The sequence below is a fragment of the Desulfovibrio sp. Fe33 genome (assembly GCF_028532725.1).
Lineage (GTDB): Bacteria > Desulfobacterota > Desulfovibrionia > Desulfovibrionales > Desulfovibrionaceae > Pseudodesulfovibrio.
The window spans coordinates 372,235-395,750 of sequence record NZ_JAQKGU010000002.1 but is presented as its reverse complement, the minus strand read 5'-3'; the positions used below and the strand labels follow the sequence as shown (position 1 = coordinate 395,750).

At 59.8% G+C, this 23,516-nt stretch carries 18 protein-coding genes; 14 read left to right on the top strand and 4 right to left on the bottom strand.

Annotated features, from left to right (window positions below):
* Positions 1-57 precede the first annotated feature (57 nt).
* Positions 58-2,148 carry a molybdopterin-containing oxidoreductase family protein gene (locus PSN43_RS04575; RefSeq protein ID WP_272699531.1) on the top strand — a complete coding sequence of 697 codons (2,091 nt, stop codon included), beginning with the start codon at positions 58-60 and terminating at the stop codon, positions 2,146-2,148.
* 205 nt (positions 2,149-2,353) lie between these two features.
* Here the strand turns inward: PSN43_RS04575 and PSN43_RS04570 are convergent, their stop codons facing one another.
* The gene (locus PSN43_RS04570; protein ID WP_272699530.1) at positions 2,354-3,712 is read right to left on the bottom strand and encodes a phosphomannomutase/phosphoglucomutase; all 1,359 of its coding nucleotides are present in this window, start codon (positions 3,710-3,712) and stop codon (positions 2,354-2,356) included.
* Between the two features lie 262 nt (positions 3,713-3,974).
* Here PSN43_RS04570 and PSN43_RS04565 point away from each other — a divergent pair, with 262 nt between their 5' ends.
* From PSN43_RS04565 to PSN43_RS04555, 3 genes are read left to right on the top strand one after another with little or no spacing between them, the layout of a single operon-like run.
* On the top strand, positions 3,975-4,322 hold the full coding sequence (locus PSN43_RS04565) for an ArsR/SmtB family transcription factor (protein WP_272699529.1): 348 nt from the start codon (positions 3,975-3,977) through the stop codon (positions 4,320-4,322).
* Between the two features lie 19 nt (positions 4,323-4,341).
* Positions 4,342-5,445: an ACR3 family arsenite efflux transporter gene (arsB, locus tag PSN43_RS04560; RefSeq protein WP_272699528.1), complete on the top strand. Its 1,104-nt coding sequence runs from the start codon at positions 4,342-4,344 to the stop codon at positions 5,443-5,445.
* Between the two features lie 9 nt (positions 5,446-5,454).
* The gene (locus PSN43_RS04555; RefSeq protein ID WP_272699527.1) at positions 5,455-5,886 is read left to right on the top strand and encodes an arsenate reductase ArsC; all 432 of its coding nucleotides are present in this window, start codon (positions 5,455-5,457) and stop codon (positions 5,884-5,886) included.
* A 114-nt stretch (positions 5,887-6,000) separates the two neighbouring features.
* Here the strand turns inward: PSN43_RS04555 and PSN43_RS04550 are convergent, their stop codons facing one another.
* Entirely contained in the window at positions 6,001-7,128 is a 1,128-nt protein-coding gene (locus tag PSN43_RS04550) for a PAS domain S-box protein (RefSeq protein ID WP_272699526.1), read from the bottom strand.
* A gap of 813 nt (positions 7,129-7,941) precedes the next feature.
* On the opposite strand from PSN43_RS04550, the gene proV reads away from it, so the two are divergent.
* Genes proV through proX form a run of 3 tightly spaced genes read left to right on the top strand, consistent with a single transcriptional unit; the run spans position 7,942 to position 11,018 of the window.
* Complete coding sequence (proV, locus tag PSN43_RS04545) at positions 7,942-9,162, top strand: glycine betaine/L-proline ABC transporter ATP-binding protein ProV (protein WP_272699525.1); 1,221 nt, start codon at positions 7,942-7,944, stop codon at positions 9,160-9,162.
* On the top strand, positions 9,162-9,992 hold the full coding sequence (locus PSN43_RS04540) for an ABC transporter permease (protein ID WP_272699524.1): 831 nt from the start codon (positions 9,162-9,164) through the stop codon (positions 9,990-9,992). The genes proV and PSN43_RS04540 overlap by 1 nt, the downstream gene beginning before the upstream one ends.
* Positions 9,993-10,013: 21 nt before the next feature.
* On the top strand, positions 10,014-11,018 hold the full coding sequence (proX, locus tag PSN43_RS04535; RefSeq protein ID WP_272699523.1) for a glycine betaine/L-proline ABC transporter substrate-binding protein ProX: 1,005 nt from the start codon (positions 10,014-10,016) through the stop codon (positions 11,016-11,018).
* 136 nt (positions 11,019-11,154) lie between these two features.
* Here the strand turns inward: proX and PSN43_RS04530 are convergent, their stop codons facing one another.
* A complete protein-coding gene (locus tag PSN43_RS04530; RefSeq protein WP_272699522.1) occupies positions 11,155-13,674 on the bottom strand; it encodes a sigma-54-dependent transcriptional regulator in 2,520 nt (839 codons plus the stop codon).
* Positions 13,675-13,953: 279 nt separating this feature from the next.
* Here PSN43_RS04530 and PSN43_RS04525 point away from each other — a divergent pair, with 279 nt between their 5' ends.
* Complete coding sequence (locus PSN43_RS04525; protein ID WP_272699521.1) at positions 13,954-15,579, top strand: sensor histidine kinase; 1,626 nt, start codon at positions 13,954-13,956, stop codon at positions 15,577-15,579.
* Between the two features lie 63 nt (positions 15,580-15,642).
* On the opposite strand, the gene PSN43_RS04520 is transcribed toward PSN43_RS04525, so the two are convergent.
* Positions 15,643-18,573, bottom strand: a complete 2,931-nt coding sequence (locus PSN43_RS04520) for a hypothetical protein (protein WP_272699520.1) — start codon at positions 18,571-18,573, stop codon at positions 15,643-15,645.
* A gap of 415 nt (positions 18,574-18,988) precedes the next feature.
* On the opposite strand from PSN43_RS04520, the gene PSN43_RS04515 reads away from it, so the two are divergent.
* The 6 genes from PSN43_RS04515 to PSN43_RS04490 all read left to right on the top strand — a co-directional run bounded on the left by PSN43_RS04515 (position 18,989) and on the right by PSN43_RS04490 (position 23,510).
* On the top strand, positions 18,989-19,423 hold the full coding sequence (locus tag PSN43_RS04515) for a response regulator (RefSeq protein WP_272699519.1): 435 nt from the start codon (positions 18,989-18,991) through the stop codon (positions 19,421-19,423).
* Positions 19,424-19,442: 19 nt separating this feature from the next.
* The gene (locus tag PSN43_RS04510) at positions 19,443-20,342 is read left to right on the top strand and encodes a response regulator (protein WP_272699518.1); all 900 of its coding nucleotides are present in this window, start codon (positions 19,443-19,445) and stop codon (positions 20,340-20,342) included.
* A 27-nt stretch (positions 20,343-20,369) separates the two neighbouring features.
* The gene (locus PSN43_RS04505) at positions 20,370-22,220 is read left to right on the top strand and encodes an SLC13 family permease (protein WP_272699517.1); all 1,851 of its coding nucleotides are present in this window, start codon (positions 20,370-20,372) and stop codon (positions 22,218-22,220) included.
* A gap of 73 nt (positions 22,221-22,293) precedes the next feature.
* A complete protein-coding gene (locus PSN43_RS04500) occupies positions 22,294-22,443 on the top strand; it encodes a hypothetical protein (protein ID WP_272699516.1) in 150 nt (49 codons plus the stop codon).
* Positions 22,444-22,461: 18 nt separating this feature from the next.
* A complete protein-coding gene (locus PSN43_RS04495) occupies positions 22,462-23,010 on the top strand; it encodes a YIP1 family protein (protein WP_272699515.1) in 549 nt (182 codons plus the stop codon).
* 116 nt (positions 23,011-23,126) lie between these two features.
* Positions 23,127-23,510 (top strand): response regulator, encoded by a 384-nt coding sequence (locus PSN43_RS04490; RefSeq protein WP_272699514.1) that lies wholly within the window; start codon positions 23,127-23,129, stop codon positions 23,508-23,510.
* Positions 23,511-23,516: the final 6 nt, after the last annotated feature.

Sequence of the window (23,516 nt, the reverse complement as noted above, 5' to 3'; positions counted from 1 at the left end):
TTCCAACCGAATTAAAAAAAGCGCGCAGAATCATCACTGTATGTACAGGAGGAGTGTATGGGTAAGGAATTTGTAAAGAGCATTTGCGGAATGTGCTCGGTACGGTGTCCCATCGAAGTCGAGGTGATCGACGGGAAGGCCGAGTACATCCAGGGCAATCCCGATGCCCCCGGCATCATGGGAGCCCTGTGTCCGCGCGGCGCCGCCGGGACTGCTCTGACCTACGACGAGGACCGTCCGCAATACCCCATGGTTCGCACGGGCAAGCGCGGTGAAGGCAAATGGAAACGCGTGTCCTGGGACGAAGCCCTGGACTATGTGGCCGACGAGCTGACCCGCATCCAGGAAATCTACGGCAAGAATTCCGTTCTCTTTTCCGATCGCGGCGGCCCCTTCCGCGACTTCTACCGGGCCTTTCTGCGTGGCATAGGCACGGCCAACTACAATAACCATGACTCGGCCTGCGCCCGCAACGTGCAGAACGCGGCCCTGTCCGTATTCGGCTTCGGCCGCAAGGGCGTTTCCTACGATCTCAAGAACGCCAAGCATGTGATACTCCAGCAGCGCAACATCTTCGAAGCCATCAACGTGGCCGAAGTCAACAACCTGCTCAACGCCATGGGCAAGGGCTGCAAGCTGTCGGTCATCGACATCCGCGCCAACGTCCCCGCCACCAAGGCCGACAACTTCTTCATGATCCGGCCCGGCACCGACTACGCTTTCAACCTGGCCGTCATCAACGTCATCATTAATAATGAATTGTACGACAAGCAGTTCGTCGCCGACTGGGTCGAGGATTTCGACAAGCTCGCCGAATTCGTCAAGCCGTACACCGCCGAATGGGCCGAGGCCGAAACCGGCATCCCCGCGGCCGATCTGATCGACTTCTGCAACCAACTGGCCGAGGCCGCTCCGAGCGTCCTCTGGCATCCGGGCTGGATGACTGCGCGCTACACCGACTCATTCTACATGACCCGGACCATATACATCATCAACGCCCTGCTCGGCGCGATCGGCGCCAAGGGCGGCCTGCCGTTCATGAACAAGCCCGGAGACGTGGGCGCCAAGGGGCTGAAGAGCTTCATGGAGATCTATCCCAAGCCCGAAGGCAAACGCGCCGACGGCGTGGGCTGGATGGACGGCCGCAAGCACTTCGACCAGGGCCCCGGCCTGGTCCACCTGGCCTACGAGGCCGCAGCGACCGAGGACCCCTACCCCATCAAGGCTTACATCGCCCAGCGCCATGACCCGCTCATGGCCTTCCCCGACAAGGACGAGGTCAAAGCCATGTGGGACGACATCGAACTGCTGGTCTCCGTCACCTTCTCCTGGTCCGACACCGCCTGGAACGCCGACGTGGTCCTGCCCATCTCCCCCTATCTGGAACGGGACGAGATTCTCATGACCAAGAACGGCCCCAAGCCCGCCTTCCAGGTCCGCAAACGCGCCATGGAGCCGGTTTACGACACCAAGGCCATCTGGGAAATCTACGCGGGACTGGCCAAGCGCATGGGTCTCAAGGAGCTCGACTACACCGACATCGAGGACATCTGGAAATTCCAGCTCGAAGGCACCGGCGTGACCATCGAGGACTTCGAGAAAACCGGCATCGTCTCCCTGGCCGCCGAACCTCTGTACAAGCCGGTCAAGGAAGGTTCCTTCAAGACCCCGTCCGGCAAGGTCCAGATCATCGACGCCAAGCTCGAAGCCGACGGCTTCCCGTCGCTCAAGCCCTATGAGGCTCCGGAGCGGCCGCCGGCGGACAAGTTCCGCATCACCTTCGGCCGTTGCGCCCTGCATACCCAGGGCCACACCGTGAACAACTCGCTGCTCTTCGAGCAGATGCCCGAGAACGTTTTGTGGATCAACACCAAACGCGCCGAAGAACTCGGCATCGCGCAGGACGAGTACGTCAACGTGTCCAGCAACGGCTACACGGGCAGGATCAAGGCGTTCGTCACGGACTTCGTCCATCCCGAGGCCGTATTCATGATCCATGGTTTCGGCCACGACCTGCCGTGCGAATCCCGCGCCAAAGGCATGGGAGCCGCCGACAACATGCTGATGCCCAAGGGCATCAAGAAGTGGGACCGCTGCGGCGGAGCCGTCGCCATGCAGGAACACTTCGTATCCGTCTCCAAGGCATAACTGCCATCACCCCCATACCCTGAAGAGACCGGCAGCAGCCCCCGCCGCCGGTCTTTTCTTGTCCTCGGCGGGGAGGCGCCTTCCCGAGCCTCCCCGCCGACAGCGAATCGGCCTCGCCCCGGAGAGCCGGGGGAACTGACCGCAGACGCGAAAAAGGGGCGGCCCGCCAGGACCGCCCCTCTTTCAATTCGCCGCCGCGATGTGCCTAGCCTTCGGCTATCCAGGCGTGGAGTTTTTCCTCGAACATGGTCCTGATCTCCTCAAGCCGCTCGGGCGTTTCCGCTTCGAAACGGAGCACGAGAACGGGCTGGGTGTTGGAGGCGCGAATGAGCCCCCATCCGTCGGGAAATACGGCCCGCACGCCGTCGATGTCGATGGCGTCGAACTTGGAGCTGAAGTATTCGACGGCCTTGCCCACCACACGCTCCTTGAGGGCTTCCGGGCAATCCACTCGAATTTCCGGGGTGGACCAGGTCTTGGGCCAATTGAGCTGTTCGCTCATGGGCTTGTCGGACCTGGAGAGAATCTCGACCATGCGCAGGGCCGCGTAAGTGGCGTCGTCAAAGCCGTAATAGCGGTCTGCGAAGAACATGTGGCCGGACATCTCACCCGCGAATTTGGCCCCGATCTCGCGCATCCGCGCCTTGATGAGGGAGTGGCCGGTCTTCCACATGACCGCGTCGCCGCCGTGGGCCTTGATGTCCTCGTACATGAGATGGGAACACTTGACCTCGCCGATGATGGACGCGCCGGGAAAGGTCTTGAGAATGTCCCGCGCGTAGATAGCCACAAGCTGGTCGCCGAAGAGCAGGCCGCCCTTTTCGGTGACCACGCCGATGCGGTCGCCGTCGCCGTCCAGGCCGATGCCGATATCGGCTTTCTCCCTGAGCACGGCTTCCTGAAGCGCGGTCATGTTCTTCTCCACCACCGGGTCGGGATGGTGGTTAGGGAAATCGCCGTCCGGCTCGCAGAACAGGCGAATGACTTCGGCCCCGGCCTTTTCCAGAGCGTCGGCGGTGAGATTGCCGCCCGTGCCGTTGCCGCCGTCCACCACGACCTTGACAGGCCGCGCGAAGGTCACGTCTCCGGCCAGCTCTTCCACGTATCGGCCAAGAATTTCCTCATGGCGCACGGTACCCTGGCCCTGGGGGAAATCCCCCTCCTCCATGAGCTCGTAGATGTCCTGAATGGCCTCGGAGTGGATGGTGCTGATGCCCTGCCAGACCTTGAACCCGTTATATTCCGAAGGATTGTGGCTGGCGGTAATCATCACGCCCGCAGTCTCGCCGGACTTGGTCACCGCCCAGTAGAAGGCCGGGGACGAGACCTGGCCTATGGTGATGACGTTCACGCCCGTCCCGTTCAGACCGCGCGCCAGGGCCTCGGCATAACCCGGCGAGGAATGGCGGCAGTCATGGCCGACCACGGCTGTTCCGGAGCCGCGCTCCAGAAAATACCGGCCGCAGGCGCGGCCCAGCCGCTCGACCCATTCCTCGTCGAAATCCTTGTCCACCACACCGCGAATGTCATAGGTCCTGAACACTTCCCGCGTGATCGGCTTCATCTTTATTCCTCCCTGCCCGTGGAGACGGGCAATCGATCTTGTCTCGTTTACCCCGGCCGCTTGGGCCGGAAGGATACTAACTCAAGAACCGGACGTCGCCGGGGCTTCCCGATCCGGCCGTCATCGGCCGGTGCGCGTCCCGCTTGCTCTCATCGTATATAGACATTTTCCCAGAAATTCCACCTGAACGCCCGCTGCTTCGACACACAATCGTCACCAAACCATTATTGACATATCCGCATAAGCGGATATCAATTCTCTCATGGAACAACTGGCGAGACGATTCAAGGGCCTCTGCGACCCCACACGGCTGCGGGTCATCCGGCTGCTCGACCACGGCGAACTGTGCGTCTGCGACCTGACGGCCGCCCTGGACCTGCCCCAGTCCACGGTATCCCGGCACATGGCCTTCCTGCGCAACGGCGGCTGGGTGAACAGCCGCCGAAAGGGCAAATGGATCTATTACACGCTGGCCCAGCCGCAGAACGAAATACAGGCCGAGGTGCTGCGTGCGTTGAAGCAGCACCTTCCCGCCCTGCAACAGGCTGAACAGGACCACGCCCGGCTCATGAAGCACCTGGCAAACAAAACCCATAAAACCTGCTCGTAAACAGCAAAGGAACGACCGGATGACCGAAACCGCGACCAAAAAGCTCTCCTTCCTGGACCGCTACCTGACGCTGTGGATTTTTCTGGCCATGTTCATTGGCGTGGGCAGCGGCTACCTCTTTCCCGATGTAAAGCGGGTGGTGAACGCCTTCCAGGTGGGGACCACCAACATTCCCATCGCCATCGGCCTGATACTGATGATGTATCCGCCCCTGGCCAAGGTCCGGTACGAGGAGCTGGGAAAGGTCTTCCGCAACTACCGGTTGCTCGCCCTTTCCCTTGTCCAGAACTGGATCATCGGGCCGGTGCTCATGTTCGGCCTGGCCGTAACCTTTTTGTCCGGGCACCACGACTATATGGTCGGCCTTATCCTCATCGGCCTGGCACGATGCATCGCCATGGTCATCGTCTGGAACGACCTCGCCGACGGGGATTCCGAATACTGCGCCGGTCTGGTGGCCTTCAACTCCCTGTTCCAGGTCCTCTTCTTCTCCCTGTACGCCTACGTCTTCATCACGATCCTGCCGGGCTGGTTCGGACTTGAAGGCGTGGTGGTGGACGTGTCCATGGGCCAGATAGCCGAAAGCGTATCCATCTACCTGGGCATTCCGTTCGTGGCGGGCATGGTCTCGCGGTTCATCGGCCTCAAGACCAAGGGCCGGGAGTGGTACGAAACGGTCTTCATTCCCAGAATCAGCCCGCTGACCCTCATCTTTCTGCTCTTCACCATCCTGGTCATGTTTTCCCTCAAGGGCGACCGGGTCGTGGCCCTGCCCCTGGACGTCGTCCGCATCGCCATCCCCCTGACCATCTACTTCCTGGCCATGTTCCTGGTTTCCTTCTACCTGTCCTGGAAGATGGACGCCACCTACGAGCAGGCGGCCACCCTGAGCTTCACGGCGGCCTCCAACAACTTCGAACTGGCCATCGCCGTGGCCATCGCGGTCTTCGGCATCGACTCGGGCGAAGCGTTCGCAGCGGTCATCGGCCCCCTGGTGGAAGTCCCGGTCCTCATCGGGCTGGTCAACGTGGCCGTGCGCTTCAAGCACCGCTACTTTCCCCATGCCAAGGAAACCCTTGAGGGCGTCTGCCATGTTCGCCGAACGCCGTCAAAAACCAGCTAGGAGTTTGAAATGAACATACTTTTCCTTTGCACCGGCAACTCCTGCCGAAGCCAGATGGCCGAAGGCTGGGCCAAAACGCTCAAATCCGGCGAATTCACCGCATGGTCCGCAGGCGTGGAGACGCACGGGCTCAATCCCCTGGCCGTGAAAGTCATGGCCGAGGCGGGCGTGGACATCTCCGGGCACACGTCAAAACTGGTCACGGACCTGCCCCAGGACACGGAGTTCGACTACGTGGTCACGGTCTGCGGCCACGCCAATGAGAACTGCCCCTACTTCCCGGCCAAGACCCGAGTGGTCCACGTCGGCTTCGACGACCCGCCGACCCTGGCCCGGCCCATGACCGACGAGGCCGAGATTCTGGCCGTGTATCGGCGCGTCCGCGACGAGATAAAGGAATTTGTCGAGGGATTGCCGGATTCTCTGAACACCGCCCCGTAACTTGCCCGAAGAACGGCCCGGAACCGGCCCGGCGGAATGACAAAATGACGCAAACGCGCGTCCGGCTCAAGACAGCCGGACGCGCGCTTTCATCAGGGGGAAAAAGGTATCCGTTCAACGCACATATTGAGGCAGGACCACATGGACGGAAGTGACGCCTTCCGTGGATGTGTCCAGCCGAATCGTTCCGCCGTGCGCCCGGGCCACGAGCATGGCCGAATAAGCGCCCAGCCCCTGCCCCCCCGGCTTGCCCGCGGTTGAATACTTCTCGAAAAAGGAATCCCGTATCTCCAGGGGGACTTCACCCGTATTACGGATGTCGATGGTCACAACGCCGTCGCGGCAGCCATGCCCGATGGACACGACACCGCCCCGAGGCGACCCTTCGAGAGCGTTGCGATAGAGGTTGGTCATCATGCTGAAAATGAGGACTTCGTCGCCGTCCATGAATCCCACGGACGGCGGGTCGCCGCCCGCCACAACACGAGTCCCGATCTCACGGGACCGGGCGTAAGCCTCCTGCAGGCTGAGAATGCGGCGCAGGAGCCTGGCCAGGTCGAAGGTGGATATCTCGGGCTTGAACGTCCCGTCCTCAAGACGGGGCAGGTCCACGGAAATACGCAACATGCCGAGCATCTTGTAGCAAGCCTCTTCCACGGCTTCGAGGAGCTCCTCCTGGAACGGGGTCAGGTTGCCTTCGGCCTGAAGCACCTTGGGCGCGCCCAGAATGCCCGCCAACGGCGTGCGCATGTCGTGCCGGAACATGCGGTCGAAGTCCTCGCGCATGGCTTGCGCCTCCTTGCGCGCGGAAATATCCCGCAGAGCTATCACGCGAAAGGTCTTGCCGCGTCGTTGGACCATGGTGGGCCGGATTTCGCAGGGAAAAGTGGTGCCGTCCTTGCGCAGCGCCACGGCCTCGCAGGGTTCGTCAGACCCGCTGCGCACCGCGCTCAGGACTTGCTCGCGGCAATCTTCGTGCACCCATTCCACGTCCGGACGCCCCAGGACCTCCTCGTCCGAGTAGCCGAACAACCGCCTGGCGGCACGGTTCTGGCCGACGCACACGCCGTTATCGGAGAGCAGCAAGGCCTCGAACGCGGCGTCCGACAAGGCCCGGTAAAGCTCGTCCCCTTCCGGGAGCACGCGGCCGCTCTCTTCCAACGTCGACCGGACCAGCCTTGTCCTCATGTCCCGCAATTCCGCAATCAGTTCCTCTCTGGATTTGTCGTCGTCAGACGGCATTCTCCCCCCGATCCCGTTATAGATAGAAACAACGGCTATTCACATAACACATGTGTGTATAAAATAGAATCCCGCAACAGCCCCACCCTTAAAAAAATACAACCTTTTGAACTCCCTGGAGAGAAAAATGAGGTGTCGGAACCGCTTCGCGGCAATCGCCGGGCGGCTTCGCCTGCGGCGTCCGCGCAAGCACCTTCGGCGCGGTTTTTCCGCTCCGCGGCGATCTGCCGCGAAAGCGGAAGAGTTAACGATATTGCCCCCCCAAAAAACTCGCCGGCTCATCTCCACTTCGCTCACGGCAGCACCGATAATTCTTTCAAAACAATGCGGCATAAGCGCACCTAAAAGCACATGTTATTCGTGATTATATGCCAATCAAAATGACAACATCTCAAATAAAAAATCAATTTTTGACATGATGAAGTTAATCCGTTAACCTTCTTTTTCATATTTTGCCGATGCATATCCTTCAATGTTGTTTTTAAGTTGTAACAAAAATAATCGGCGACAATACAGTAATATATCAATTACTGCATTAGCTTCACACTAGTGTAAAACACTATTGCATTACAACTTAACTGTACCATAATCAAAACAACATTAAAATCGACGTAGCAAAGTTACTACATGCCATCGACCTCGAAATGCCATAGCGGACCGGGAACCCTGTCCGCACGTCGACCGTTTGTCGTCACGCCTTGCGGCCTCCGCGACCGGGTTCCCCTCTCCTGATTCCATTTCGACAGTTGTTTTTCAGACACTCCCCCTGCTCTCGCGCAAGGGGAGCCTGTCGCCACTTTCAACGGAGTAACCATGGGACAAATCAACGTAGAAAACCTTTACAAAATTTACGGGAGCAAGCCCAGGAAGGGCCTTGAGATGCTCACGCAGGGACACGACAAGGCCTCGGTCCTGAAAAAGACCGGCATGACCGTGGGCGTGAACAACGCGTCCTTCACCATCGAATCGGGCGAGATATTCGTCATCATGGGGCTGTCCGGCTCCGGCAAGTCCACGATGGTCAGGATGCTCAACCGGCTCATCGAGCCCACGGCCGGGCGCGTGGTGGTCAACGGCGAGGACGTGACCGCCATGGACGACGACGAATTGGTCAAATTCCGGCTGCACAACATGAGCATGGTTTTCCAGTCGTTCGCCCTCATGCCGCACCAGACGGTCCTGGACAACGCAGCCTTCGGCCTGGAACTGGCCGGGGTGGAAAAGGCAAAGCGGCACGAACGTGCCCGCGAGGCCCTGGATCAGGTCGGCCTGACGGGGTGGGAGGACCAGTACCCCTCGCAACTGTCCGGAGGAATGCAACAGCGCGTCGGGCTCGCCAGGGGGTTGGCCGTGGACCCGGAAATTCTGCTTATGGACGAAGCCTTCTCGGCTCTTGACCCGCTCATCCGCACCGAGATGCAGGACGAGCTGCTCAAGCTCCAAGAGGAACATCAGCGGACCATCGTGTTCATTTCCCACGACCTGGACGAAGCCCTGCGCATCGGCGACCGCATCGCCATCATGGAAGGTGGCAACGTCGTCCAGGTGGGCACGCCCGACGACATCCTGCAAAACCCAGCCAACGATTACGTGCGCGCCTTCTTCCGGGGCGTCGACCCCACCGGAGTCATCAGCGCGGGCGACATCGTCCGCGACTCGCACCCCACCATCGTGGTCACAAAGGGGGGCAGCCTGCGCATCGCCCACGAAATCCTGAGCGGCAGCGAACTGGAATACGCCTACGTCGTGGACTCGCACCGCCACTTCCTCGGCGTGGTTTCCTCGGAAGGCATTCGCAACGCCCTTGAGGCCGGACTGCCCGAGCAGCCCCTCAGCCAGGTCTATCTGCCCGAGGCATGGACCGCGCACAAGGACGACTCCATGCAGGATATCCTGCCCCAGGTGGCCGCCGCCATCTGGCCCATTCCGGTGGTGGACGACAACAACCGCTACCTCGGCGTCGTCTCCAAGAACCGATTCCTCAAGACCCTGCACCGGACCGAAAGCGTCCTTTCGGAAGGAGGCACCCAATAATGTTTCAAGACGCGATAATACCACTCGATCAATGGGTTTCTGTCGCCGTGGACTGGCTGGTGGACTACCACCGCGACTTCTTCCAAATGCTCAAATGGCCCGTGGACAAACTGCTCACCGGCTTTGAACACGGCCTGACCACCCTGCATCCGCTCATCGTCATCACCGCGGTCTGCTTCCTGGCCCTGAAGTTTTCGGGCAAGCGGCTGGCCTTCTTCTCCCTGCTGTCCATGTTGCTCGTAGGCTTCCTCGGCCTGTGGGAGGACACCATGACAACCCTGGCCATGGTCCTGTCGTCCGTGGTCATCTGCGCCCTGATCGGCATTCCCCTCGGCATCATGTCCGGCCGCAGCGACAGGTTCGAGGCCGGACTGCGGCCCGTGCTCGACGCCATGCAGACCACTCCCGCCTTCGTCTACCTCGTGCCCATCGTCATGCTCTTCTCCGTGGGCAACGTGGCGGGCGTGCTGGCCACCATCATCTTCGCCCTGCCGCCCATCATCCGGCTGACCGGGCTGGGCATCCGCCAGGTCCACCCGGAACTGGTGGAAGCGGCCCAAGCATTCGGCGCGACGCGCAGACAGGTGCTCTTCAAGGTCCAGATCCCGCTGGCCATGCCGACCATTCTGGCGGGCCTGAACCAAACCATCATGATGGCCCTTTCCATGGTCGTCATCGCCGCGCTCATCGGCGCGGGCGGACTCGGCTCCCCGGTAATCCTCGGGCTGAACACCCTGGACATCGGCCGCGCCGTGGTCGGCGGCGTGGGCATCGTGCTCATGGCCATCGTCCTGGACCGCATCACCCAATCAATGGCTAAAAGAAAATAAACAGATATACAAGGAGGTTCCATGAAACTTATGCATCGCACACTGGCCGCTCTGTTCGCGGTCCTGATCGCGACTTCCGCCATGGCCATGGACATGAAACCCGGCAAGGGCGTCACCGTCCGGCCCGCGCGCGCCACCTGGAACACCGGCTTCTTCCAGGAAGCCCTGGCCCGTCGAGGCCTGGAGGGACTGGGCTACGACGTGGAAAAGCCCAAAGACCTGCAAAACCCCATCGCCTACAAGTCCATCTACCTTGGCGACATCGACTACTGGTGCAACGGCAACTTCCCGCTGCACAACCCCCAGTTGCCCAAGAACTTCGACAAGAGGGCCGTGATTCTCGATCCGATCATCAAGGCGGGCGGTATGCAGGGCTATCTCGTATCCAAAAAGGAAGTGGACGAATTCGGCATCAAGTCCCTGGACGATTTCAAGCGTCCCGAGGTGGTCAAGGCGTTCGACCTGAACGGTGACGGCAAAGCCGATCTGACCGCCTGCCCTCCGGGCTGGGGCTGCGAAAAGGTCATCGCCAACCACATGGAGACCTACGGCCTGGACAAGTACATCAAGCCCAACAAGGCCTCCTATGAAGCGGGCATGGCCTCGGCCATCGGCGCGTACAAGTCCGGCAAGCCGGTATTCTTCTACACCTGGACGCCCAACTGGACGGTGTACAAGCTCAAGCCGGGCGAAGACGTCATGTGGATCAACGTGCCCGAGAAAGGCGACGTCGGTAGCACCGTTTCCGGCGTGACCGGCGCGGTCACCGATCCCCTGCGGCCTGGCTTCATCGTCTACGACATCACCGTCGTGGCCAACAAAAAATTCATGGAGAAGAACCCGGCTGCCGCCGCCTTCCTCAAGAGCTTCAAACTGACCATCGACGACGTCAGCGCGCAGAACACCCGCATGAACGAAGGCGAAAAGTCCGACAAGGATATCGCCAAGCATGTGGATGAGTGGATCGCCGCCCACCAGGACACCTGGAACGGCTGGCTCGAAGCGGCCCGAAAAGCGGCTGAATAAGCCGCAAAGACGACGGCCGTGCGCTCGCGCAATGACCGTCTGACCTCAAACGAAAGAGACTTCGCCGATTGTCGGCGAAGTCTCTTTTTTTCATGGAACTGTCATTGGGCTTCCGGCTGTCGAAACAGTCGCTCTCCTAGTCGCTGACCACCTCATAACGTGTGGACGGACCTTTGCCCTTTTTGACCAGGACCCCGCGCTTCACGAAATCCTGTAGATCATAAATGGCGGTACGGGTGGGGAGGTTGCCGCCCACCAGATCCTGATATTGCTTGCGGGTGACGGTGCCCTGCCTGCGAATGACGTCCCAGGCTTCCTTTTGCCGGGGGTTGAGGCCGGAATCTTCGGGCGAAGCCGGTTGCGCGGCTGCGGACGAGGTGTTTTCCGAAACAGCCGGCCTGGAACTGCCGTTCCTGTCGGGATCGTCGGACTGCGAAGGCGCGGACCAGGTGCCGAAATCACTTTCCAGCCGAATTTCCTCGGGCTGAATGACGTCCGTTTCGGCCATGACCGCGGCGCGGGTGATGCAGTTGACCAGCTCGCGGACGTTGCCGGGCCAGTCATGGGAAACCAGCTTGGCCAGCGCGCCCTTGCTCAGGTCCAGGTGCTCGCGACCGGCCAGTGCCTCGGCCTGCTTGAGATAATAGACCGAAAGCAGCGGGATGTTCTCGCGGTTGTCGCGCAGAGCGGGCGTGTTGATGGAGATGACCTTGAGCCGGTAATACAGGTCCTCGCGGAAGGTGTTGTCCTCGATGAGGGACGGGATATCCACGTTGGTGGCGGCCAGAATGCGCACATCCACCGTGACCTCCCTGTCGCTGCCCAGCGGTTTGATCTTGCGCGAGGCGAGCGCCCGGAGAAGCGACTGCTGAACCTTTGGCGAAGCGGACTGGACCTCGTCCAGGAAGAGAATGCCGCCGTCAGCCTCGATAAAGGCGCCATTACGGTCGTCCTTGGCTTCAGAAAAAGCTCCCTTTACGTGGCCGAACAAGGCGTCGAGAAGCAGGTTCTCGTCCAACGCGCCGCAGTTGATGGAGACGAACGGTTTTTCCGCCCGGCTGGAGTGGGCGTGGATGGCCTCGGCCACGAGCTGTTTGCCGGTGCCGGTCTCGCCCGCGATGAGCACATCCACCTCCACCTGGGCCGCCTTGAGAATGTTCACCTTGAGGTTGGCCGTCGCCGCCCCAACGCCGACGATTTCAGGAATACGGCTCAGTTCATTCTCCATGAGCAACTCCCGCTCGCGCTCCAGCGAGATAGGCTCGCGGTTGTTCACGTTGAGAATAGCCTCGTCCTTGGCCTGAATCTCCACCACCTGCTGTTTGACCCGGCGGATGATATTGTTGATGGACTCCTGGAGCACGGTGATGTCGTACCCCCTGTACGGCAGATCGATCTCTTCCATCTCCTCCAATGAATTCAACCTGTCCATGCACATCGCCAATTCGCGCACAGGCTTTGTCAGGATGCGCCCGAAGAGGAAGATGAGGATGGAAATGACCACTATGCCGCCGATGGTCACGAACAGCATGACGTCCATGTTCTTGTAACCCGCGATGATCGGTAACTGGCTGCGGTCCACAAAGACCACCCCGCCGCAGATTGTGGGCGGCCCTGACGGGTCGGCCCGGAAAAGAACCGGAGCATAGCTGAAGTAATGGGAATCCACGCCGGATTCGAACGAGGCCGTTTCCTTGACCCGGCTCAGGCCGCTTCCGCCCTCACGCACGGAGGCCACGGCATCCCAATACAGGGTATGCTTCTCGTTGGGCCGGAACGCGGCCGCGTTGCCCGGCTTGCCCAGGGAGCCGTCGAACCCTTCACGGGCCAGAAAGGTGGTCAGCTTGCCGTTCCCCTTGGCGTAGTCCGAAGACTGGAAAAGAATCCATCCGTCGTTGTTGAAAAAATAGCTGAAGCGGAGTTCATCGCTGCGGGGAAAGGCCCACAACGGTGATTTGCGCGAATTATACCAGGAAAGGAGATTGCGCAGATTGGTGGCCTCCACCGACATGAACATAACCCCGGGAGGCTCGGTTCCGTTTCCCGGACAAGCGGTGTAGAATCGGACAACATTAGCCGTCCTGTAGCGGTTGGCACTCTCCTGGGTGGGCATGGGATAGGTTACTTCGAATATCTCCGAAACGGCCACGCCGCCCGGCTTGAGCGACTCCAGGCGGTCCAGTTCGGAAAAGAGGGACGGCCGCACGCGGTCCAGCTCTTCCGGAGCAATTTCCCGAACGGCGTCGCCCTGCCGGACCAGGATCACGGGATTGCCGCCCGTCGCCGGGAGATAGCATAGCTCGAAGTAGGGCTTGCCGCCCGCTTTCAGCAGTCGGTTGAACGCATCGCGCAGGCTGTCGGCATCGGTGCGCCCCCCCGCGAAAAACAACAGGTCCGTGCGGCATCCCTCGAGGTACTGCTCCATCTCGTGGGCAACGGCCAGGGTATTCTGGCGCACGGTGCGGCTCAGCGCGATTTCGATGAATTCGTCCGAGACCTTGTAGGAGGCCCAGCCCGTGAACAGCAATATCCCCACGATGGAAGGCATCATTGCCAGGAGCAGCTTGCCCCGCAGGCCGAGCCTGCGCACCAGCCAGGGAAAATGCTTGCGCACCCAGTTTGACAGCCAGTTGCCAGCGACGATCCGTGACGGCATGGGAACCTCCCGAGCTTGCTTGCGGCCCCTGAAAAAAGACAAGCGCCGCCCTACGTTAATTTGCCGTTATGCCGCCCGAAGCCTCTTTGTCAAACCATTTTCGGCATGATGGTTGCTAAATACCACATGACACCATAACGTAAGCTACATATTTTGCGCGATTTTTTAACTACTTGGAATAAAAATAAATTTTCAACACATCTTGCAAATTAATCAGGCAGAACAGCTATGGCAAAGCAAACATCGTCTTGCGGGATTCACAGATTGCTCCTCATCACCATGATAGTCATCCCTGCGATCCCCCTGCTCATATCGGCAGCTATCGGCTTTTACTCCTTTGCCGGGGCGTCCAAACAGTTCGCAACCTCGTCCATCCGGCAGGCCGCCGTGGACAGGGCCAAGCTCATCGACGAATTCCTGCACGAGCGGCGCAGCGACCTGGAATCGTTCCTCGCGCTGATCCCCGCCGACAATCCGGCCGGAAGCGCCGCAGCGGAGGAAGTTGCAGCATGGCTGCGGGTCGGCGGACAGGTTTTCCAGGACATGGGCCTCATCGACCCGAACGGCAGGCACGCGGCTTACGTGGGCCCCTTTGGCTTGGCCGACAAGAATTACAAGGATGCGGACTGGTACAAGGAGACGCTGGATAACGGCTTCTACATCAGCGACGTTTTCCTCGGATACCGCAAGGTGCCCCACTTCATCGTCGCCGTGGTCAGACGTATCAACGGCCAGGCATGGGTCCTCAGGGCCACCGTCAACCCCACGTTTTTCGGCAACATGGTCAATGCGCCGGGCATCGGCGACTCCGGCGAGGCCTATATCCTGAACCTGGAAGGCGTGTTGCAGACCAGCCGCAGGTCAGGCGGCGCGCTGCTTGAGCGGGACGCCTACCCCTATCCGGCGCAGGAGGAAAACCTCGTCTCCTTTACCGGCTCCGACGGCGGAGAGGATTACCTGTTCGCCTCGGCCCGGCTCAACGACGGCAACTGGAGGCTCGTTGTCCGCCAGAAGAAGGAAGAGGCCTTCCAGCCGGTGCTCATGGCGAGCTACACCGTAATCGTCGTGCTGCTCTGCGGCGGAGGCGTCATCATTGTTCTAGCCCTGATCGTCAGCCGCCGACTGACCGAGACCCTGCGCACCCAGGCAGAGGCCGTCAGCAAGCTTGAGGCCCAACTGCTCCAGGCCGCCCGTCTTGCCGAATTGGGCGAGATGGCCGCAGGTTTCGCTCACGAAATCAACAACCCGCTCCAAATCATGAAGACCGATCTCGCCCTGCTGGAGCTGACCCTCAAGGACGTTACCGACGTCTGCGCCAACCGCGAGGCGTGCGACGAACTCAAGGAAATCGCCGATCAATTCCAGGTGCAGATTGGTCGCTGCGCGGCCATCACCCGTGAAATCCTGCGTTTCGGCAGGCAGGACGCGCCGCAAGTCCAGGATGTGGACCTGACCGATTTTCTCCCCAAGGTCGGGTCAATGATCCGGAACAAGGCGGCGGTCAACGGAATCGAAGTGACCTGTGAAGTGAAGCCGGATATCCCGGCCGTTCTCGCGGACCCCGGCCAGTTGCAGCAGGTCATGATAAACCTCCTGAACAATGCCATCCACGCCGTGGTAGACCGGCACGGAGCAAAGGGCGGCCGCATAGACGTCGAGGCGCGCAGAGACGAGCGCGGCTGGGCCGTCGTCACCGTGAGCGACAACGGATGCGGCATCAATCAGGAGAGCATGTCCAAGATATTCATGCCGTTCTTCACCACCAAGGCGCCCGGCCAGGGAACGGGTCTGGGCCTCTCCGTCTGCCACTCCATCATCGACTCCCTGGGCGGGGAGCTGACGGTGGAAAGCGCAAAGGGCGAAGGGACCACCTTCACCGTCCGTATCCCCGGCAAGGATGCGTAGATTCGTCTTCCGACCTGGACGGATCACCGAATGAGGGGACGGGACTTGGGTCCCGTCCCCTCTCTACTTTTCCCGGGCCTCGGCGGTCATCAATTCGATCTGCTTCAAGTAGTCGGGATAACGCATGAGATAGAAGGAAAGCCCCTTGGCGAAGTTGCGCCCCACCAGCCCGTCCACGAAGAGCATGGACACGGCCTGCTCCTCGCGCAAAATCTGCTGCGAGGACAGGAACACCGCCCGTTCGTCTTCGGACATGGCCTCCAGGGCCTGGCGCAGGGCCTCGCGGGCGCGCGGCTTGTACGCCATGATGTATAGCAGATCCAGGGCATTGGCGATGACCTCGGGTACGCGATCAAAGCCGGATTCCTTGGAGAAAGCCAGGAATTCAGCAGGCCTGTTGAGCATTCCAAGCATATCCCTGGTCGGAAAGGCGATCTCCAGGCGCGAATATATCTCGAAAACCTGCCGCAACTTCTCGGAGTAGTCCCAGCGGCGCATGGCGATATTCCGCCTGCGGTCCGCGAAACCTTCGATGACGCCGGCCACGCAGTCCGAGGCGAGCTTGGAGATGACCGCCGCCCAGAGTTGCAATTCGACCATGGGATTGGCCACCCCGGACAGGAACAGGATTCCCTCGGCCGCCATGTTGAACAGCATGGCGATTGGGATGGACAGGATGCTGCGGAAGAAGTTGGCTGCGGCGGCTTCCCTCGGAAGGCCCCGAATTACATTGTGGCTTGAAATGTACACTCCATTGGTCAGCGCCATGATTGTATACAAAAGCAATGGGTTGGTGGTTGTCGTCACGCCCAACCCCTGATCCAGGACCACGGATTTACACAACCAGTCCAGAAGCGGAACGGAAAAACCCGTATAAAGCAGTGATTCCGAAATGCGCTCCCAGTTGACATAGTCGTTCCAGGCGAGGAACGGCGATCGGCGGAATCCGCCGCCTCCGAGCACCGACTGAATGACGTTGCGCAGGCCGGTGATGGAAAACCAGATAACGCCGCCCAGATAGGCCAGCACCCACCAGTCCTTGGTCAGGTAAAAGGTCAGGAATGCCGGAATGAATCCTGCCAGGACCTTGAGCACGTTCTTGAGCCCGGTGTTCAGGTGACCGGGTGACGGACGACGCTTGCAATAGTCCTCGGGCTCAAACAGGCTCAACCCATTGCCTTCGCAACGCTTTCCGCCCAGCGCGACCACATTGCTCCCTTCCGCCTCGGTCACGGCGTATCCTTCGACCCGCCACCCGCTCGACGTGCGGCAGACCAACCGCCGCAAAAGGGAAAACTGCGCCGCCAGACGAACCATGGCGTTCCACAATCCCCGCCCCCGCCCGGGCATGAAGTACTCGTTGGATTTGACCACGGCCCCCTGCATCGGGATGCGGTCGGCGCGCATCCGGTCGATCTCGCGTTGCGCACGCAGGGGCAGGGTTTCGATCACGGCAAACCCCATGCCGTGGGTCCGGGTGGAACGACCCGTGGAGCCGGACCCGATGCTCGTTCCCAGCGGAAACCGCTTGTAGAATTCAAGCAGCAGGTAAAAGCGCTCCAGCAGGTCTTCCAGCGACCGCAGGCGGTCGTCGCGATCCGGCGCATCCATCTCGCGGACATGATCCATGCACTCCCGGATGAGATGCTTGAGCTTGACGGCGTTCTGTTCGTTAAGCGCCTTCTGCAACTGGCTGAATGGCATCCGCTGCCGATTCTGGCCGGGTTCCAGGTGCTTGGTGTTGAATATTTCGAGATGGGATATCCGGCCCCGGCACTCGAACAGGATTTCCAGGACATCCTCCAATTCGAGATCCGCCAGAATCAGGGTCAGGTGGCTGGAATGCGCAGCATTGCGCAAACGGGCGGTCAAATCGGCCGGACTCAGGGAAAGGAGCTCGGGCATACCCTCGGGTCTCGGCTCATCCGGATCGGGGATATCCCGGTTTTCTTCGGGAGAAAGATACCGTGCCGCGATGGTGTCCACATCCAGGGCGTCCAGGGATTCGACCTGCATGGCTATGGCCGCCTTGGCGTCGTAATCGGCCTCGGAATACCCCTGGCGCAGGGCGGCCACCCGCTCCTGGAACAAAGGCATGGCCCTGGCGTGGATGTAATTGCCGAGGTGCAGGACGGAAGGCTCCTCCACGCCCAGATCGGCGACCATCGCGTCATAATCCACCGGGGCGAGCATTACCCCGAATTCCTTATATATGGACTGGCGGTGCCGCTCATTGAAGGCTTGGGCCACGGCCCGCACATATTCGGACCGGGAGGAGCGGACCTCCCTGCCCTGCTCCATGAGCTCGCGCACGGCGTCCACACGGAACAATCCCTCAATGTCGCAATCATCCCGCAATCCGCCCGGGCACCAGACTATCTTGACGAAACGGCCCCGATGCAGGGCGCGATATTCGATGCCGATGCGCACCTTCACGCCGAGGATAGCCGCCGAGGAAAGCAGTTCCCTGGCAACGGCCAGGTCCACGCAGTCGTAGTAGACAACCGTAAGGTAGCGAATGCCTTTGATCCAGGCGTCCATGACCAAATGGGTGGCGGATTTGCGCCCTTTGCTGTTGGCGTCATGCACCCGGTCGTCGAAGGCTATCTGATTCCACTCCTCGGGCATTTCGAGAAGATGGTAACGGCGCAACTGCTCGCGCAGAAAACCGACCTTGCCGGCTGCGGCTCTTCTGAAATCGTGCGCCAGTGCCAATTGACGGCAACGGTCGCCCTTTGCGCGAACCAGTTCTTTGCCGATCTGGACCAATACCCTCGCCCGGTTGTTGCGCATACCCCCTTTGGCGGCGGTCAGCGTTTCGTCCCGAAGGGCGATGAGCGCCTTGGTCCGCTCCGAGGCCTGGTCGGACTTCAGGGATTCGAGCAAATGCATGATGGCATAGGCGATACGCAAGCCCCTATCTGCTGCCAGTTCCTTGATGCCATGTGGTTTAAGGTATGGCTCAAGCAGGGTCTTGAACTGCGCCCTGTCCACACCCCTATTTAAAACATTTTCTACTATTTCCAGTAGCTTATAGTCATTTTTGTCATAATATAACGAGGGCTTCATCTCATTTTCTCCTCGGTCCCCAAGACCAATATCGTAACACAACTGTAACAAATCCTAGCAGTATCCATGCCTCTCGTCATGAAGAATGCAGGGCGCCGCATGGTTTTCCCCCGCAATCCCAGGAAGCTGTAGGCTTTCAGCCGTCTTCCCGCAACTCCTCCCTGCCCCTCGTCTTTTTACCGTTCAGCCCGATTTTGCGCGCAATCTTATCTGGCAAAATCATCGCGCAAACATTTTTGCATAAAAATATACTTAAAAACAAGCATGTTATGCTTGGCACACGAGTTGCTAGGTTAGGACAGCTTTTGCGGAATAAACCGATCAACCCAACGGTGACATCATGGAACAGATGAAAATCCTGCTCGTGGACGATGAAGAGCGACTGCTCAGCACCACGAAAAAACTCTTCGAGAAGCTCGGCATCGAGGCGCGAACCGCGACCTCCGGTACCGAAGCCTTGGAGGTGCTGAAGTCCTACGAGGCCCATGTGATCTTTCTCGACATCAAGATGCCCGGAATGGACGGCATGGAGACGTTGCAGCACATCAAGAAGGACTATCCCATCAGTGAGGTCATCATCCTCACCGGCCATGCCACCATGGAGACCGCTGTTGAAGGTCTCAAGCTCGGGGCTTTGGACTACCTGATCAAGCCCGTGAGCATGAAGGACTTTCTCAGCAAGGCCGAAGAAGCCTTCGAGAAGGTCACTCTCCAAAAACAGAAGATACGCTCCGCCCGGATGGCTGACGCCACCGGTCAGGGTGAACTGCGCTAGCTAACTCAAGGAGGTTGTAATGGTTAAAATCAAGGTCCTCATGGTCGATGATGAGGAGCGCTTCCGGACTACCACCGCGAAAATATTAGCCCGCAAAGGATACGAGACGATTCTCGCGGGCAGCGGGGAAGAGGCGTTGGAGCAACTGGATGCGAAGCCGGACGTCGTCATTCTCGACGTCAAGATGGGCGGCCTGGACGGTCACGAAACACTCAAGATCATCAAGAAGAGAATGCCGGATCTGCCCGTGATTATGCTCACCGGACACGGCGACATGCCCGGAGCGAAGAAAGCCCTCGACACAGGGGCCTTCGACTACCTGGCCAAACCCTGCGACGTGGATCTCCTGAGCACCAAGATTCAGGACGCATACGACTACGCGACCAAGGCACCGTACGTCGAGAAACTGGCCAAGGGCATCATGATCCCCTTGGACGAATACACGCAGATCCCGCTGGACAGCACCGTCCGCGACGCCATCAAGGCCTTGGAAAAATCCATGCGCCACCTCATGGCTACGGATCGCCTGATGGACACCGGCCACCGCTCGGTGGTTGTGACCAAACATGACGGCAGCGTGGCCGGTATTCTCAGTCCCCTCGACCTCGTGGACGCCATCAGGCCGGGCTACCTGTCCGCCCCCAAACCGTCCATGGCCGACAGTCTGCAGTATTCGACCATGTTCTGGCAGGGACTGTTCACCTCGCGCGTTAAGGAGATCATGAACAATCCCGTTCGCGACATCATGTCCGACATCATCCCGGTCATCGACGCCGACGCCAACCTCATGGAAGTGGCCAACACCATGATTACCCTTCCGGCCCGGCGTATGCTCGTCAGAGCGGGGAAAGAGGATGTGGGCATCGTCCGCGAGCAGGAAGTCTTCTACGAAATCGCCAAGATCATTTCGTCCAGCTAACCCGAAGCCAGATTGCGAGGTTACATCATGGCTCAAGCAAAGAAGAAAGCAACCGGTTACGACAAGTTCGTCAATTGGAAGCTGCTCATAATTCCGGTGGTACTTTTCACTGCAATCCTGCTTCTTCCGACCCCCCAGGGCATGAAAGACGTTGGTATGCAGTATTCGGTCGGCCCCAAGGTCGTGACCGACTTCCTGTGCGGAGAACTTTTCCAGAAAAAGAGTTCCGATTGCGAGCAGTGGGAAATCCTGACCGCCCGCATGATGGAACAGAACATGCGCATGGGCGCCCTGTCCAAGGAACGCCTGATGAAGCGCGACGAGAAGTGGGCCAAGAAGTACAAGATCCCCGTTGACCAGGCCAACTTCAAGCGCGCGTACGAATTCATCAAGGATAACGTGCCCGCGGACAAGTACCTGATCATCATGAAAAGCGCCTTTGACAAGCGCATGAAGGGGCTCGACTACGCGGACCTGTCCAAGCGGGATCAATCCAGCGCGGACAAGGGAGCCTGGAACATCAAGGTCTCCATCGCAATGGTCGTGTTCGTCGTCTTCTGCTTCATGACCGAATGCATGCCGCTGCCGGGCGTGGCGTTCTGCATCGGCCTGATCCTGGTCTTCACCGGCGTCGTCTCGCGAAGCGAGGTGGCAGGGCTGTACTGGGATGACGCGTGTTGGTTTATCATGGGTTCGCTCATGTTCGCGACCGCCTTCGTCAAGACAGGCGTGGACAAGCGCATGTGCCTGCTCATGTTCAAGAAACTCGCAGTGCCCAACGTACGTTGGATCACATTGATCTTCTTCGTCGTCATCTCCCCACTCGCGGCGTTCATCTCCGACCACGCCCTGGCGGCCATGTTCCTGCCCATCGGTATGCTGCTCTACCAGAACAGCCTGACCGATGAGATTCCCGAGGACAAGGAATTGGCCAAGATGCTGATGATCACCATCGCAATGGCCTGTAACATCGGCGGCCCCGGCGCTCCGTCCGGCGGCGCACGAAACGTCATCATGATGACCTACCTGACCGACATGTTCGGCATGGACATCGGCTACGCCCAGTGGATCCTGTACTGCATGCCCTTCGTCATCGTCATGATCCCCATCACCTGGATCGCCACCAACATGCTCTTCAAGCCCCGCATTCGCTCTCTGGCTCCGGCCATGCATCACCTTGAGGGCGAAATCAGCAAGATGGGCAAGTGGAACAAGAACCAGATCTGGGCAATGGTCATCTTCGTCATCATGGTCTTCGGATGGTTCACCGAGAAGGAATTCTACAACATGGGCATCTACCCCATCCGTCTCGGCATCGGCGTTATCGCGGTCGCAGGCGCGGTGGCCTATCTCCTGGCCGGCGTGGTCAACTGGCGCGACTACCAGGAAAAGGTCGACTGGGGCGTTGTCTGGCTGTACGCGGGCGCGATCATCTTCGGCCGCACCCTGGACAAGACCGGCGCCGCATTCTGGCTGGCCCAGTCCGTCATCGACATGCTGGCTCCGCTCGGCATGAGCCAGGGCATCCCGCTGATGCTGACCTCCAACGGCCTGACCGCCGTGCTGACCAACCTGATGGCCGACGGCCCGGCAGCAGCCGCGGTCGGTCCCATCACCCTGAACATGGCCAGCATCGTGCACCCCGGCACCACCTTCCTGCCGTTCATGGCCATGGCGACCGCAGTGGCGTCGTCCTTCGCCTACTGCCTCATCATCGGGACGCCGCCCAACGCCATCGTCTACGCCTCCGGATACCTGGAGCCCAAGGACTACCTGCGCGTGGGCGTCCCCATGTGGTTCATCGCCAACATCATGATCGTCCTGCTCACGGCAATATACTGGACGGGTCTCGGCTTCGGCAGTCTGCCATCGTTCTGACGACCCTGACCTGAAATCCACAACCCGGCGGCCCGCTCTCGGGCGGGCCGCCGATCAACCAAGGAGACCAAACATGCAGAACCAGAACAACGAGGAACGCAAATTCGTCCACGAAAGCGGCGTGACCTATTTCAGCAAGCGGACCGAACGCCGCGTCCTGTTCATCATGACCCTGGCCATGCTCGGATGGGGCATCGTCGAATACGCAACGAACATTTTCTAGCAGATTAGGGGGCACAACATGGAAGCGACTCGCGAAATAAGCACCAGGATGGGGATCCGGGAATATTTCGAAACCTTGATGGACGTCATGCGGTCGCCCGCGCGTCATTTCGAGCAGACTGCGGCTGAAACAGGCTCGCGCAGAGCGCTCATATTCCTGATGATATCGGCTCTGTTCTACTGCTCGGTGAGCATGGCCTACTTTTTTGAAAACTCCCTGGCCATGGGAATAATAATGATGGCCAACGCCATACTCATGCCCGCCTTCGGAGCGGTCATCACCTTCATTCTCATCAGCATGACCGGCCAGGAGCGCCTGCCCTTCGGCCGAATCTTCAACATTTACGCATACGCCAGCGGAGCGGTCATGGTCATTTCCTGGATTCCGGGGCTGGCCTTCATCATGGAGCCCGTGCGCGCCGTGCTCATCGGCGTGGGCCTGCACAAGGGGGCCGGGGTGAGCAAGCTCAGGGCCGCCCTGCTTATCGTCCTGACCGCCACGGTAATGCTCCTCTTCTTCTGGACAGCCGCGCCCATGGTCGTCGAACTGAAGCAATTGTTCCAATAGGAATGCCCCCCACGCAGCGGAAACGCTCGTGAACACATTCCTTACCCTCCCCATCCGGCCGGGGGCATGCCCCCGCCCCCGGCTCCGGAAGGGAGACTTCACACCGGAGGATAGTCATGAAGAAGATACGCCTGCTTCTGGTCGACGACGAAACGGATTTCCTGAACGCCTATGCGCGCCGCTTCGTACGCCGAAACGTCGAGATCACCTCGGCCACCAGCGGCCAGGAGGCCATCGACAAGATCCGCGAGGACGAATTCGATGTGGTCATTCTCGACGTCATGATGCCCGGAATGAACGGGCTCGAGACCCTGAGACGGATCAAGGCCATCGAACCGGAACTGCCGGTCATCATCCTGACCGGCCACGCGGACTCCCGCGCGCTCATCGAGGGCATGGACATGGGCGCATTCGACTTCCTGCTCAAGCCGGTGGGAACCGACGAGCTCTATTTCAAGGTGCTGGACGCCGTTCGCGCCCGCCATCGCGGCCAACCGTAGCCCCGG